Source organism: Promicromonospora sp. NPDC060271 (assembly GCF_042726755.1).
In the GTDB taxonomy this organism is placed as follows: domain Bacteria; phylum Actinomycetota; class Actinomycetes; order Actinomycetales; family Cellulomonadaceae; genus Promicromonospora.
This window is the reverse complement of record NZ_JBHXBG010000062.1, coordinates 15,083-29,626: the sequence shown is the minus strand read 5'-3', so window position 1 is coordinate 29,626 and position 14,544 is coordinate 15,083. Positions and strand designations below refer to the sequence as shown.

Annotated in this window: 12 protein-coding genes; 1 reads left to right on the top strand and 11 read right to left on the bottom strand. The window is 72.4% G+C overall.

Going from position 1 to position 14,544, the window contains the following annotated elements; translation table 11 throughout:
• Nucleotides 1–39: 39 nt before the first annotated feature.
• Both ACFWE2_RS11770 and ACFWE2_RS11765 read right to left on the bottom strand, forming a co-directional pair.
• On the bottom strand, nucleotides 40–1,287 hold the full coding sequence (locus tag ACFWE2_RS11770; protein ID WP_377224410.1) for a hypothetical protein: 1,248 nt from the start codon (nucleotides 1,285–1,287) through the stop codon (nucleotides 40–42).
• Complete coding sequence (locus ACFWE2_RS11765; RefSeq protein ID WP_377224409.1) at nucleotides 1,284–1,886, bottom strand: sigma-70 family RNA polymerase sigma factor; 603 nt, start codon at nucleotides 1,884–1,886, stop codon at nucleotides 1,284–1,286. The genes ACFWE2_RS11770 and ACFWE2_RS11765 overlap by 4 nt, the downstream gene beginning before the upstream one ends.
• A 114-nt stretch (nucleotides 1,887–2,000) precedes the next feature.
• Between ACFWE2_RS11765 and ACFWE2_RS11760 the strand changes: the two genes are divergently transcribed.
• Nucleotides 2,001–3,242, top strand: coding sequence for an oxygenase MpaB family protein (locus ACFWE2_RS11760; protein ID WP_377224408.1), 1,242 nt, complete (start codon nucleotides 2,001–2,003; stop codon nucleotides 3,240–3,242).
• A 90-nt stretch (nucleotides 3,243–3,332) separates the two neighbouring features.
• Here the strand turns inward: ACFWE2_RS11760 and ACFWE2_RS11755 are convergent, their stop codons facing one another.
• From ACFWE2_RS11755 to nirB, 9 genes are all read right to left on the bottom strand, one after another.
• Nucleotides 3,333–4,331 (bottom strand): hypothetical protein, encoded by a 999-nt coding sequence (locus tag ACFWE2_RS11755; protein WP_377224407.1) that lies wholly within the window; start codon nucleotides 4,329–4,331, stop codon nucleotides 3,333–3,335.
• Nucleotides 4,328–4,879 carry a sigma-70 family RNA polymerase sigma factor gene (locus ACFWE2_RS11750; RefSeq protein WP_377224406.1) on the bottom strand — a complete coding sequence of 184 codons (552 nt, stop codon included), beginning with the start codon at nucleotides 4,877–4,879 and terminating at the stop codon, nucleotides 4,328–4,330. Before ACFWE2_RS11750 ends, ACFWE2_RS11755 begins: the two co-directional genes overlap by 4 nt.
• A gap of 144 nt (nucleotides 4,880–5,023) precedes the next feature.
• Nucleotides 5,024–6,781, bottom strand: a complete 1,758-nt coding sequence (locus ACFWE2_RS11745; protein ID WP_377224405.1) for a hypothetical protein — start codon at nucleotides 6,779–6,781, stop codon at nucleotides 5,024–5,026.
• Nucleotides 6,778–7,356 carry a sigma-70 family RNA polymerase sigma factor gene (locus tag ACFWE2_RS11740; protein WP_377224404.1) on the bottom strand — a complete coding sequence of 193 codons (579 nt, stop codon included), beginning with the start codon at nucleotides 7,354–7,356 and terminating at the stop codon, nucleotides 6,778–6,780. Before ACFWE2_RS11740 ends, ACFWE2_RS11745 begins: the two co-directional genes overlap by 4 nt.
• 104 nt (nucleotides 7,357–7,460) lie before the next feature.
• Entirely contained in the window at nucleotides 7,461–9,248 is a 1,788-nt protein-coding gene (locus tag ACFWE2_RS11735) for an RNA polymerase sigma factor (protein ID WP_377224403.1), read from the bottom strand.
• Between the two features lie 99 nt (nucleotides 9,249–9,347).
• The gene (locus ACFWE2_RS11730) at nucleotides 9,348–10,439 is read right to left on the bottom strand and encodes a uroporphyrinogen-III synthase (RefSeq protein WP_377224412.1); all 1,092 of its coding nucleotides are present in this window, start codon (nucleotides 10,437–10,439) and stop codon (nucleotides 9,348–9,350) included.
• 52 nt (nucleotides 10,440–10,491) lie between these two features.
• Nucleotides 10,492–11,271 carry a uroporphyrinogen-III C-methyltransferase gene (gene cobA / locus ACFWE2_RS11725; protein ID WP_377224402.1) on the bottom strand — a complete coding sequence of 260 codons (780 nt, stop codon included), beginning with the start codon at nucleotides 11,269–11,271 and terminating at the stop codon, nucleotides 10,492–10,494.
• 80 nt (nucleotides 11,272–11,351) lie between these two features.
• Nucleotides 11,352–11,792, bottom strand: a complete 441-nt coding sequence (locus ACFWE2_RS11720; protein ID WP_377224401.1) for a nitrite reductase (NAD(P)H) small subunit family protein — start codon at nucleotides 11,790–11,792, stop codon at nucleotides 11,352–11,354.
• Nucleotides 11,789–14,383, bottom strand: a complete 2,595-nt coding sequence (nirB, locus tag ACFWE2_RS11715; RefSeq protein WP_377224400.1) for a nitrite reductase large subunit NirB — start codon at nucleotides 14,381–14,383, stop codon at nucleotides 11,789–11,791. Before nirB ends, ACFWE2_RS11720 begins: the two co-directional genes overlap by 4 nt.
• Nucleotides 14,384–14,544: the final 161 nt, after the last annotated feature.

Sequence of the window (14,544 nt, the reverse complement as noted above, 5' to 3'; positions counted from 1 at the left end):
GGTCACCCGGGTGACCTGGGCGTCTGACACGTCGGTGGGTCAGCTCTCCGGCGTCGCCGGCTCCAGGGAGACCCAGGCTCGGCCTACGCCGTCGGGGATGCCGGGTAGCCGGATGTCGAGGGTCGCCCCCGCGTCCGCCGGAATCTCGACCTCCTCCCCTGCCTCGTCCCCGTCACAGGAGATCTGGGTGGACGTGAGCACGTCGCCGGTGGGCCACAGCACCACCTCGATCGGCAGCAGGGCCTCCGGGTCCGGTCCGTCGCACCGGCCCACGACCCGCATCGGCGTGCCGGACGAGTAGACAGGCCGGGTCAGCTTCGCGGTGACCCAGTCGGTGGTGCGGTCCAGGTCGAACCGCGCGACCTGGCCGCCGACCGGCTCCGGGAACTCGATCACCGACTCACCACCAGGCTCGCCGGTCGGGCTGTGGGCGCCGTCTGCGTCGATCCGGACCTGCACCGGATCGCTCACCGCGATCGCCAGGTCGCCCGACGGGACCTCCGGGAGCGCGACCACCCGGACGTCGTAGTCCCCCTCGGGCAGCGGTGTCTCGAAGACGGTGCTGTCACCGGTCCCGCTGGGCATGCAGGTCGTGACCGGACCGCCCAGCGCCTCGATGGCATCCGCCCCGGAACCGAGCAGCGGAGCGCGCAGGTCCGACGCCGCGAAGACGTCGGTTCCCAGGTCCACCACCACGCCGTCCTGGCTCCACACCAGTACGGGGGCCCCGTGGAGCGTCCCTTCCCCCTCCTTGACGGTCGCTGCCATGCCGCGCTGCGTCGCGGGCTCGCCGCCGCTGAGGTCTCCCGACCGCTCGTAGATGTCGCCGGACGACGCGACCGACCAGCCCTGCGCCGTGGACTCCAGGTCGGCCACCGGCATGCCGCACCTCAGGTCGGTCCCAGCGAGCCAGTCGGGTTGGTAGCCGTCCCGGATCGGGAGGTCCGGCCTGGTCGACGCCGACGCCGACGCCTCAGCCGACTGCGAGGGCGCGGATCCCCCCGGCAGCAGGAGCTCGGACTGGTCCGGGGCAGCGGGTGCGAGCTGCCCCGCCCCGAGCACCAGCGCGCCCACCAGCGCTAGAGCACCGCCACCGAGCCCGCCCAGCTTCGCCGTCCGACGCCGCCGCACCCGCCTGCTCATCGCCGTCATGGTCGCGGCCGGGCCGGTGGGCGACGTGGGGTCGACCCCGCCCGCCATCGCGCCCAGCGTCTGCTTCAGGAGACCGGCCTCCGGCGGATCCACCCAGCCGTGGTCCTGGCCCCGGCCGTCGTCGTGCTGGTTCATCCCAATGCTCCCTCTGCCGTGGCCGGTCCAGCGGCCGATCCAGCCGGTTCCAGCACGTCCCGCAGGACGTGCAGCGCGTCATGGAGGTGGCGCTTGACGGTGCCCGGCGCGTTCCCGAGCGTCTCCGCCACCTCGTTGATGGTCATGTCCTCGAAGTAGCGCAGCACCACGCACGCCCGCTGCCGGGGCGAGAGCCGCGAGAGCGCCTGCACCATGTCGGCCCGGGCGGTGATGCCCGAGTCGGGAAACCGCACCCGGTCGTTGGTCGCGACCTGCGGCTCGATGTCCGCCCACTTCTTCCGGCGGCGCCAGCCGTCCAGGTACAGGTTCAGCACCATGCGGCGCACGTACGCCTCGGCGAACTCCACGGCCTGCCGCTGGGGCGGGTCCTGCCGCCCGTCCAGCGGCACCGTCCGCATGCCCGACGCCGCAGCGCCGCGCCGGCCGCCCGGCCGCACCAGGCGGGAGCAGTACTTGACCAACGCCTCCTGCACCAGGTCCTCGGCCTGCCGCACATCGCCGCACAACGTGTACGCGTACCCGACGAGCACGCTGCCGCGCTGTGCGGCAAGCGTCTCCAGGTCTTCGTGCCAGCCCATTGCCGGCTCCTTCCTGCTGTCCTGACCGTGTCGACGAACCAGCCCGCCAGGAGGTTGGGGGAGTTCGGCATCGGATTCCTGTCGGTGCACGAGCAGTCGGGTCAGGATAGGGAGATGGCCAGCACCACGGACGACGTCGAGCAGCCCGCCGCGCCGGCGTACCCGCTCCGGTTCCGCTCCGCCGAGGCGCGCGGCGCCCGGATCGGCCGGCCGCTGCGCCTGCTCGGCCGGGCACGCGATGTCGACGAGGCACTGCTGGACCGGATCGGCCGCGCCTTCTTCGAGCAGGACGACGCCGGGGCGGCACTCGCCGCGGCGATGCGGCTGCCCGTGGGTACTCCCGGACGCGTGACCCACAAGCAGCTCCGGACGGCGCTCGCAGGCGGGGCCATGCCGGAACCCCTGCGCCGATTCCTCGACGAGGTCACCGCCGTGCCCGACTGGGTGGACTGGGAGCTCGTCGAGGAGGGCGCGGCCGTACAGCGGCGGCTCGGGCAGAACTCGTCCGACGTGCTGCTCCAGCTCTCCCTCGTCGGCGGGTACCGGTTCGGCGGCCCCACCGACCTGCTCGCGGCGACCGGCGCGCTGACCGGCGGGGCACTGCGCCGGCTGGAGGAGACACAGGAGTGGACGGTCGGGTTGTCCGAACCTGGCGCGCTGCGGCCGTACGCCCCCGCCTGGCGGGCCACCGTGCACGTCCGCCTGATGCACGCACTGGTGAACGCGTCGTTCGCGGACCCGGACCCAAGCACGGACCGGCAGGGCGGGCGAGACCGCTGGGACACCGCGCGCTGGGGCCTGCCGATCAACCAGGCGGACCAGGCCGCGACGCTCGGGCTGTTCGACGGCACCCAGATCTTCGGGTGCCGGGCGCTCGGGGTCCCCGTCCCGCCGTCGGACAGCCGTGCCCTGATGCACCTTTGGCGGTGGGTGGGGCACCTGCTGGGCGTGCACCCGGACTTCCTGGTCGACGACGAGTGGCAGCGGCACCGTCTCAACTACCACGTGCTGCTCGCGCAGGCCGGGATCTCCGAGGCGGGGCCGCTCCTCGCCCGGGCGGTGGTCGCCGCGCAGGCCGAGCGAACGTACCCCGGGCCGTCCTGGTGGCAGCCGTTCCGGGCGGGGTTCGAGCGGGAACGGCTGCTGTCGATGCTGACGACGTTCCTCGGCGTGCGCAGCATGCGCGAGCTCGGCCTACCGCTGCGTCCGGCGTGGGCGCACGCGTATCTCCTGCCGCTCAACACGTGGCGGTACCGCGTGCTGGGCCGCGGTCGCCGGGGCCGGGAACGCCTCGACCGCTGGGGCCGGCGCCGGAGCGCGGCGACGGTGGCGAGCTACCGGACGGTTCGCTCCTGACGTGCCGGACGCCCAGGCCGCTCGGGCGACCTGGGCGTCTGGCTCAAGGATCCGGCTCAACTGTCCGGCTCAACAGATCCGGCTCCGCGGTCAGGGAATCGTCACGGTGACCGGTTCGCTGAAGAGCAGCTCCGTCTCGCCGTCGCCGACGATCTGCGACTGCGCGGCCCGCACCTGGTACGTCCCGGCCGCGCGGACGTTGTCGTAGCCGTCCGGCGCATCCTCGATCCGGTCCGCCTCGATACAGGTGCTGTAAGGGGGTACCTCCGCCACGCCGGTCCACTCCCCCGTCTCGTTGAGTGCCGGCGGGATCTCGTAGTTGGCCTCTCGCCAGTACTCGCCCAGGTCGACCACACGCCCGCCCTGCGACCAGACCAGGATCGCTCCACTCCCGATCCCTTCAGGGCCCTCAGGACCGTCGTAACCCGGAATCTCCCCCGTGAGCCGGACCGGGATGGATCCTCCCTCCCCGCGCGCATAGGTCAGGTCGCCGGTGATCTCGATCGCCACCGACGAGCTCGTCGTCACCAGATCCGCGTCCGGCATGCCGCACCACGCGCGTACTTCGTCGACCCAGGGCCGGTACCCGTCGTCGAACGGCGCGGTGATCAGGTCGGCCGGATCCGTCTCCACCGACGACGCGCTCGGCTCCGGCTCCGGATCGGCGACCGCGCCCCCCGACGGTTCCACCTCGGGCGTGCCGGACGGCGACGGCAACGCCGACGGGCTCGCGGACGCCGACGGGCTCGGCGACATGCGCGTCGTCGGGATCTCCGACGGCACGGGGCCTCGCTCGGTGCTCTCGATGGTGGGGCGGCCGGGCAGTGGTTCCGTCCGGGTCCAGGTCGAGGCCTGCGCGGTGCTGAAGGCGAGCGCGCCCACCACGACGGCACCGGTCAGCCCTACCGCCCCCGCCTTGGCGATACGCCAGGTGCGCACCCGGCGGCGCAGCAGGCCGAGGTTCTCCTCCGGTGTACTCGGCACGCCGGCCGGTGTGGCCCCGTCGACCAGCGCGCCGATGGTCTGCTTCAGGACGTCGCGGCCACGGCCGAGGTCGCCGTCGAACCCAAGATCGTCGTACCCGCTCATGTGAGCTCTCCTTCCGGCACCAGCACCCCACGCAGCGCGTGGATCCCGTCGGCCAGGTATCGCTTGATGGTGCCCTGCGAGATGCCGAGGGTCGTGGCGATCTGGGGCACGGTCAGGTCGTCGTAGAAGCGGAGCACCACGCACGCGCGCTGACGCGGGGTCAGGCCCCGCAACGCCGCCGTCACGTCCGCGCGGGCGGTGATGTCCGACGCGGGCGCCTTGATCTGGTCCGGCACCGCCAGCTTGGGCTCGGCCTTGCGCCACAGCGCGAACCGGCGGCTCTCGTCGACATAGAGGTTGAGCATCGTGCGGCGCACGTAGGCCTCGATGCCCGCGTGGCTCCCGCCGTCGTTCAGGGGGAACTCCGTGCGACCGGACGTACCTGCCGCCTCGGGGCGGCGGAACCGCCGGAAGACGCGCACCAGGGCGTCCTGGACCAGGTCCTCCGCCCGCCGCACGTCACCCGTCAGCGCGTACCCGTACCCCACGAGGGCGCGCCCTCTGCTCGTGACGAGGTCCGTGAGCTCGTCGTCCCAGCGGGTGCTCACGATGCCCCCGCCCTCTGGCCAAACGCCTTACCGGTCATGTGTTCGTCCCGTTCGCCGCGGCGGGCCTTGTGCCCCGCTCACACACTGGTACGAGCGGGGCACAAGAACCGTTGTGACACGAACCGTCCGGACCGGGCGTTCACATCATGGCGTGGCGGAGTAGTACCGCCAGGCGCCGGACTCGTCGATGGCGATCCGCATCCCGGTGTAGCCGAACGTCTCGTCGGCCCGCTGGGCGTCGGCCTGCTCCTGGGTGAGCAGGCCCGCGTCCACCACCTCCTGCCACGCCTCGTCGGAGTCGCGGAACTCCTCGGCGACGACCCGGGGCCACACCACTGTCCGGTTGCCGGCGTCCCCGCCGTTGAACGCGCCCCCGGTCCCGGCCAGCAGGGCGACCAGGGTGCGGTAGTGCTGCACGTCGCCCTCCGGAAGGGCGAAGACGTCCTCGGCGGGTTCGCCGGTGATCATCAGCTCCGTCGAGTACTGCATGGCCAGCTCGACCAGCCGGTCGGAGTCACAGTCCTTGGCCGCGTCCACGATGGCCCGAGCGGTGTCGCTCGCACCCGCACTCGGCGAACGGCTCGGGTCGTACTCCAGGTTCAGGTCGCTGGCCGAGCAGTCGGCTGCCGGATCACCGGTGTCACCGCCGCCCGGGGCAAGGACGGCCTCGAGCCGCGCGACGCCGTCGGGCACGTCACCGAGCCGGATGTCGAGGACCTCCCCGCCGACGTCCGGCACCTCGATGGTGGTGAAGTGCTGGGTGACGTCGCAACTGATGGAGCCGGAGACGACCACTTCCTGGGTCGACGGCACCACTATGTCGAACGGCACCGAGTCGCCGGTGCTCACGCTCTCGCACTGACCGGTGAGGCGCGCGCGGCCGGCAGAGCTGTAGTTGCTCTGCTCCTGCTCCGCGAGGACCCAGTCGGTGGTGCGGTCGAGCGTGAACCGGGTCAGCTCGTTCTCGTCGGACGCCAGTGGCTCGATCGTCGCCGCCCCGCCGCGTGCCCCGGTCGCGCTGTGCGCGCCGGTGCCGTCGAGGTGGACCGCTACCGGCTCGCTCACCGCGGCCGCCCACTGGCCCGGGGCGACCTCCGGGAAGGCGATCACCTGCACCTCGTAGTCGCCGTCCGGGAGCGACGTCTCGAACGTGTCGCGGTTCCCGGTCTCGGTCGGTATGCACGTCGACGCCACACGAGCCTGGGCCTCGACGGCTCCGTCCCCGGACGCGAGCAGCGGCTCGGCCTGCGAGCCCGGCGCGCCGAAGACGTTCACCCCCAGGTCCACGACCACACCGTCCTGGCTCCAGACGACGGTCGGGGGCACGTCGAGCGACCCATCCCCACTTTGGACCGTCGCCGCCATGAACCAGTTCGGTGACGAGACGCCCCCGTAGTTCGAGACCCTGGCATACATGTCGCCTGCCGCCGCCACGGACCAGCCCGCTGCCGTCGTCCTCAGATCAGCCGCCGGCATACCGCACTCCAGGCCGAGCCCGAGATCCGCGAGCCACGAGGGCGTGTAGCCGAACTCGATGTCGTCCTGGGCGGGCGACCGGCCCTCGCTGGGCTCCGGCGCCTGCGTCGCGGAATCGCTCGCGGAGCCGTCCGGGCCCGGGGTCATGAACGTGCCCTGGGACTGACCGGGAAGCACCGGACCATCGCTCCTCAGCAGCGGCGTCTGGGTAGCGCCGAAGGCGATCCCGCCCACCAGCACGAGGCTGACACCGGCGAGGCTGCCGATCTTGGCGGCGCGACGGCGCCGCACGCGGTCACGCACCACTCCGAACGAGATGTGCAAGTCGTCCACCTCCCCACCGGGAATCTTGTCGGCGGCGTCACGGAGCGCGCCGCTCAGGAAGTCGTCGTCTTCGGTCCAGCTGTCGTTGCGGTAGTCGTTCATCGGGCAGCCCTCCCTTCGGCGGGTCGGAAGTCGTCGGGGCGCAGGTACTCCTGCATGTTCTTGGTGGCATCAGACAGGTACCGCTTGACAGTTCCCTGGGCGGTGCCCAATGCGTCCGCGATCTGCGGCACCGTCATGTCCTCGAAGTAGCGGAGCACCACGCAGGCCCGCTCGCGGGCGCCGAGGCGGGCCAGCGCCGCCATCACGTCGATGCGCGCCGAGGCTGCCTGGTCGGCGCCGCGGGTGCTGAGGTCGTCGGCCAGGAGGTGCTTGATCCCCGTCCAGCGCTGCCGCTTGCGGTAGCCGTCCAGATAGATGGTCAGCACCGCCCGTCGCACGTAGCCCTCGGCGTTCGTGAACGGGGAGTCGAGGTCGTGCGCCTGGCTGCCCTGCGGCACGCCCACCGCGCCGGAGACGGCGGGCGTGCCGCGCAGTCGCGAGTAGACCTTGACCAGCGCGTCCTGGACCAGGTCCTCGGCCAGCGCACGGTCGCCCGAGAGCATGTAGGCGTAGCGGACGAGCGCGCTGCCACGTGCTCGCATGAGCTCATCGAGCTCGCTCTCCCACCCCGCCATGGCCCCCACCCCCCGGGTGCGTATGTGCCGTCATCGTCTCCACACCCCCCATGACGCGCCACACGAGGGTTTCGTTGGTCGGCGGTTCCGCCACCCACCGAGGGTCACTCCTGGACGGTATGGCTGCTGACGCTCGCGGACAGGAACTGCCGCTCGCCACCCGAGCCGGGGTCGAGCTCCGTGAGGGCGTACACCTCGTACTCCCCGTCCGGCAGCCCGGCGTCCGGGTCCGTGAGACACGTCCGGTCCGGCTCGGTGATCGGTACGACGGCGGACCACTCGCCGTCGGCGTCCACCTGGAATCGCTCCACCGGATCGGACCACACGTCGCTGCCGACCCCGACCACGCGCCCGTCGCGGAGCCACACCAGGGTGAACGGCGTGCGGGTCGTGTCGATGGGCTCCCCCTCGGTCTCGGTGAGCCGGAGGGTCACCTCGTCGTCGGAGGGATCGATGTTCAGCTCCAGGCCCGACAGCATCCCGCGCGCCCAGGAGCCGCCCGGTATGTCGGACGCATGGACGCCGCAAGCCAGGCTCGTACCCTCGAGCCACGGCGGCTGGTAGCCGTCACGGATCTCGACGTCCAACGGCGCCTCTTCCCGCACCTCGACCGCTGGGACCTCCATGGTGACCGGCTCGCTGACGGCGACGCCGCTCGCGCCGGCCGCGCCGTTCGCCTCGAGATCGGTCCACGGCAGCACCACGTACACGTCGTACGTGCCGGCCGGGCGCGCGTCCAGGTACTCCTCCCAGCCGGTCAGACCGCGTGTCGTCCACGCCCCGCACGCGGTGGTCGCACCCGCCTCGGCGACCCGATCCATGGACGTGCGGCCACCGGGCAGCGCGTATCCGCCTTCGGTCCAGCCCGCGCTGATGTCGGTCACCAGGCCGTCCTGTGCGAAGACGAGCTGAGGGTAACCACCGTCGAGATCCCCTTCGGCGTCGGGCCGGGAGATCCTGATGGGTGCCGACAGATGGTCGTCCGGGTGCCCGCTGCCGTCCTCCACACCTTCCACGAGCTCGAGGTCGCCGGTGAGCTCCAGGCGCACGGCGTCCGACGTCGACGTCAGGTCCGTCACCTCCATACCGCAGTGGAACTGCTCCCCCTTACCCGTCCAGCCGAGTGGTACCCAGCCGGCGCCGACCGACGCGTTCGACACCTCAGGGCTCGGCGTGGCCGGCGGCACCGGCTCCGACAGGAGGCGGTCGGGTCCCCACAGCGCGGCGACGGCCAGCAGACCCGCCACCACCAGCGTGGCCCCACCGAGGGCGCCGACCTTCACGGCCCGACGGCGGCGGACCGAACCCGACACGGCGCCGAGGCGGTCCTCGAACGCGGTCTCCATCTCCGGCACGTTCAGCTCCGCGAGCGACGTGCGCAGCAGCTCCATCGCGTTGGACAGGTGCCGCTTGACCGTGCCGGGGCTCGTCCCGAGCGTCTGCGCGATCTGGGGCACCGTCATGTCCTCGAAGAACCGCAGCACCACCGACTCGCGCTGCCGCGGGGACAGCCGCGCGAGCGCCAGGCCGACGTCGACCCTCGCTGTCGCGGCGCGCTCCGCCGCGGGTGCGAAGGAATCGTCGGCGAGCAGGTGCTTGATGCCCGTCCAGCTGCTCTGCCGCCGGTAACCGTCCAGGTAGATCGTCAGGATCGCCCGGCGCACGTAGGACTCCGCGTTGGTCAGCCGGGGCTCGTCGTGGTCCAGGCGCATGCTCTGTCCGCCGTCGCCGCCCCCGGCCGGACGGCGCAGGCGCGAGAACACCTTGACCAGCGCGTCCTGCACCAGGTCCTCGGCCCGCGGCAGGTCGCGCGTCAGCGTGTACGCGTAACCGACCAGCGCGCGGCTGCGCCGCGCCATGAGCTCCTCGAGCTCTGTCTCCCACTGCGCCATGTCAGACGCCCCCTCTCCCTCTTCATGCTCCCTGACGGGTGGGGGGAGGCGAACGATGATGCCGGTGACGAGAAATCTCGTCCAGCCTCGGAGAGAAAGTCAGGCCAGCTCGATGCGGTAGCCGCGCTTGACCACCGTGCGGATGAGGTCGCGGCGGCCCGCAGCCTCGCGGAGGCGCGCGATCGCGACCTCGGCGGCGTGCGTGTCCTGCGAGTCACCGGGCAGCGCGGCAAGCACCTGCTCACGCGGCACGACGTCGCCCTCGGCCGCGGCGAGCAGCCGCAGCACCGCGACGCCCGTCGGCGACAGGGGCAGCACCTTTCCGTCCAGCACCGCGACGCGTGCCCGGATCACCAGCGATCCGGCGACCGTGTTCAGTGCGACGGAGTCGATGTGCTCGTAGTGCCCGACCAGCGCGCGGACAAGCGCCCCGAGCCGGCCGCGCTCGGGCTGCAGCGGCACTATCCCGCGGCTCTCCAGCGGCTTCGCCGTCACGGGCCCGACGGCGGCCGCCACCGTCCCGCCGTCGGCGAACCGGGCGCGTACGCGGTCGAGCAGCCGCTCCTCCTCGACGGTCCGGAGCCAGGCCTCGGCGCCGGGGGCGGAGGTGAAGACGACGGCGTCGATCTCGCCGTCGGCCAGCGCGTGCACCGAGGCGCGCAGCGCCGCCGGATCGGGCGCCGGTCCCCACCGGTAGACCACGAGACTGGCGACCTGCGCGCCCGCCTTCTCGAACACCTCGTCCAGACCGTCGGCGCCGGCGCCGTGGTGCTGGATGGCGATGCGCAGACCCTGCACACCCTCGCTGAGCAGCACCTCCGCCACCTCGGCGGACGTCTCGGACTCGGCGACCCAGTCCGCCTGCAGGCCGGCGGCCTGGATGGCACCGCGGGCCTTGGGGCCGCGCGCGACGATCCGGGTCCCGGCGAGCAGCTCGAGGAGCGGCTCGGCGAGCCCGTGCGCGTCGGCGGCCTCGGTCCAGGCACGGAAGCCGATCCCGGTGGTGACCACCAGGACGTCCGGCGGCGCGGAGAGGATCGCGCGGGTCGCCGCGATCAGGGTCTCGTCGTCGACGTGCGGAATCATGCTCAGCGCCGGCGCGTGCCGGATCGTGGCGCCGCGCCGCTCCAGGGCCGCCGCGAGCTCGGACGCCCGGCGTTCGGCGGTGACGAGAACCGTCGCGCCGGCCATGACCTGGCCCAGCGCCGGGTGGGCCGCCTGGGCGTGCGCAGGCGCTACGACATCAGACACCGGCACCCGCCAGACGTCGCTCACTCGTACCCTCCAGGAGGCCTTCTGCTGCCACGCGTCCTATGACGACGACCGCGGGTGACCGCACCCCGCGAACCGCTGCCACGCCGGCCGCCTCGTCGAGACGCGCCCGGGTGACGCGCTGCTCCGCGGTGGAACCGTTCTCCACGATCGCCACCGGGGTTGCGGGATCTGCGCCTGCGGCCAGGGACTGCGCCACGATCGCGCCGAGGGACCGCACCCCCATCAGTACTACAAGAGTAGCCGTGGCATCCCGCACGCAGGCCACGGCGGCGGCATCGAGCGGTCCCGACCTTTCGGACGCGCCGTCCGACCCGGCGGCGCAGTGGCCGGAGACCACGTGAAAGCCCGTGGTGACCCCACGGTGGGTGAGCGGGATCCCGGCCAGGCCGGGCACGGCGACGGCGGAGGTGATCCCGGGCACGACCTCGACCGGCACGCCGGCGGCCACGCACGCGACGACCTCCTCACCGCCCCTGCCCAGCACGAACGGGTCGCCGCCCTTGAGGCGCACCACGTGCGCGCCCGCCAGCGCGTGCTCCACGAGGATCTCGTTGATGCGTTCCTGCGGCACGGGGTGCCGGCCGGGCTCCTTGCCGACGTCGACCACGCGGACGTGCGGCGGGAGCTCGGCGAGGATCTCGACGGGCCCCAGCCGGTCCGCGACCACGACGTCCGCCGACTGCAGCGCACGCCAAGCCCGCAGGGTCAGGAGATCCACGGCCCCAGGCCCACCCCCGACCAGCGTCACCCGACCCCTCGTCGAGTGCTGGCTTTTCGGCCCTTCAGAGGCCGCTGGAGGGGCGAATATCCCGCACTCAGCGGGGGTGGTCATGGCAGACCTACGTGGACCACGCCGTCTCGGATCTCTACCGGGTAGGTCGTCAGGTCCGGCGGCAGGCCTTCCTTGGGGGTCTTGTCCGCCGCGACCAGGCACTCGCCGGTGACCAGGGAGAACACCTGCTTGTAGACAGGGGCGGCCACGGTGGGGACGCCACCCCGCGTGCCGACGATCCCGCGCGACATCACGTGCGCCGCGGAGAACGGGTCGAGGTTCTGGACGGCGTACACCCGCCCGCCCGGCACCGGGTCCGCCGGGTCCTCCGCGAGGCGGAAGAGCGCCACCTGCACGTCGCCGAAGAGCGCTGCCGCGCCCCGCTCGGGAAAGAGGTCGGTAAGCAGGCAGGCTCGCTCCCACCGAGCCACCCCCGAGCTGTCAGACTCCCAGGCCACCCCGGTGACCTCTACTTCTGACACGTCGTTGACGCTCATGCTCGTACCTCCAGCTTCGGGCCCGCGATGACGACGCCGGACGCGCGCTCCTGTGCCGTCGCAGGGCGGCGCTGGCCGCGCTCCTCGACGTACGCGAGCGACGGGTCGGCGTCCTTGGGGGCGTTGACGAACGACGAGAACCGGCGCAGCTTCTCCGGGTCCTCCAGCACGGCCTTCCACTCGTCCTCGTAGTTCTCGACGTGGCGGGCCATGGCGGCGTCCAGGTCGGCGCAGATGCCGAGCGAGTCCTCCATGATGACCTCGCGGACGCCCTCCAGGCCGCCCTCGACCTCCTCGATCCACGGCGCGGTGCGCTGCAGCCGGTCGGCGGTGCGCACGTAGTACATGAGGAACCGGTCGATGGTGCGCAGGAGCTCCTCCGAGGTCAGGTCCTCGGCGAGCAGCTTCGCGTGCCGCGGCGTCTGGCCGCCGTTGCCGCCCACGTACACGTTCCAGCCCTTGTCCGTCGCGATGACGCCCACGTCCTTGCCGCGCGCCTCCGCGCACTCGCGGGCGCAGCCGGACACGCCCATCTTGAGCTTGTGCGGCGAGCGCAGGCCGCGGTAGCGCAGCTCCAGCTCGACGGCCATGCCCACCGAGTCCTGGACCCCGTACCGGCACCACGTCGACCCGACGCACGACTTCACGGTGCGCAGCGACTTGCCGTACGCGTGCCCTGACTCGAAGCCGGCGTCCACCAGGCGGCGCCAGATGTCGGGAAGCTGCTCGACGCGGGCGCCGAACATGTCGATGCGCTGGCCACCCGTGATCTTCGTGTAGAGCCCGAAGTCGCGGGCGACCTCGCCGACCACGATGAGTCCTTCGGGCGTGACCTCGCCGCCGGGCATCCGGGGCACCACCGAGTACGTGCCGTCCTTCTGCAGGTTGGCGAGCATGTGGTCGTTGGTGTCCTGCAGCGTGGACTGCTCGCCGGAGAGGATGTGACCGTTGCCCAGGCTGGCCAGGATGGAGGCGACGACCGGCTTGCAGATGTCGCAGCCGCGGCTGTCCGGCTGCCCGAACCGGGCGACGATGTCGCTGAACGAGTGCAGGTCGGCGACCCGGACGGCGTCGAAGAGCTGGGCGCGAGACATCTCGAAGTGCTCGCACAGCGCGGTGCTGACCTCGATGCCCGCGCGCTCCAGCTCGGTGTCGACGAGCTTCTTCACCAGCGGCAGGCACGCGCCACAGGTGGTGCCGGCGCGGGTGCACGCCTTGACCCCCGGGACGTCGGTGCACTGGTGCTCGGTGACGGCGCCACGGATCGCCCCGGCGGAGACGTTGTTGCAGGAGCAGACGTTCGCCTCGTCCGGCAGCTCGAGGTTCGGGGCGCCGCCGCCCCCCTCGGGGAGGAGGAACGCGCTCGGGTCGTCGCCGGGCAGCTCCGCGCCGAGCATCGGGCGCAGGCTGGCGTACGGTCCGGCGTCGCCGACGAAGACGCCGCCGAGGAGGGTGCGGGCGTCGTCGGACAGGACGAGCTTCTTGTAGACGCCGGCCACCGGGTCGGCCCAGACCACCTCGACGGCGTCCTCGGTGCGGGCGTGCGCGTCACCGAACGAGGCGACGTCGACGCCCGAGAGCTTGAGCTTGGTGGCGGTGTCCGCGCCGGGGAACTCCGCGAGGCCGCCGAGCAGCCGGTCCACGACGACCTCGGCCATCGTGTTGCCGGGCGCGACCAGGCCGATGCAGCGGCCCTCGATGCAGGCCACCTCGCCGACGGCCCAGATGTGCGGGTCCTCGGTACGGCACGACAGGTCGACGACGGCGCCGCCGCGCTCGCCGATCGGCAGGCCGGCCGCGCGGGCGAGCTCGTCCCGGGGACGCACGCCGGTGGCGACCACGACGACGTCGACGTCGAGCCGCCCGCCGTCAGCGAACTCCAGCCGGCCCACGTGGCCGGTGCGGCGGTGCGGCTTCATCTGGCTGGTCGCGGTCTCGGCGCGGACGCCGATGCCGCGGGCGTTGATGAGGCGCTTCAGCGCCTGGCCGCCGCCGAGGTCGACCTGCACGCCCATCAGGTGCGTGCCGAACTCGATGACCGTGGCCTGGGCGTCGAGCGCGGTCAGCGCGCCGGCGGCCTCCAGCCCGAGCAGGCCGCCGCCGATCACGGCGCCGCGGACCGGCTTGCCCTCGGGGTAGCTGCGGCGCTTCTCCTCGACCCAGCCGCGCAGCGCGGCGACGTCGTCGATGGTGCGGTACACGAACACGCCCGGCAGGTCGTTGCCCGGGATGGGCGGCATGGCCGCGCTGGAGCCGGTGGCGAGCACCAGCTCGTCGTACGCGTGGACGTTGCCGAGGCGGTCGGTGACCGTCTTGGCCTCGCGGTCGATGGAGTCGATCTTGCGGTCCGTGTGCAGGGTGACGTACGGGTCCGACCACAGGGCCGGGTCGCCCAGGGCGACGCCCTCGGCGCCGTCCTCGAACCAGCGGGTCAGACCCACGCGGTCGTAGGGCACGCGGGGCTCTTCCGCGAAGACGGTGACGTGGTAGCGGCCGGCGTCGTCCCGGGCGCGCAGGGCCTCGACGAGCCGCTGCGCGACCATGCCGCCGCCGATCACGACGAGGTGCTGAGTATTGCCCGAGTTGACCATGCCTTGACCGTAGAGCGCTGGTTTTTCGCGCTGGTGCGCCGGTCGTTACCCGGGCCGAAACTCTTCCTCACAGGGATGTGAGGGGGCCGGTGAGTGCAGCACGGCGGCGGTTCCCTGATCCAAGCTTCGGCGAAACTTGGATCAACGGGCCTTGTCTGTTC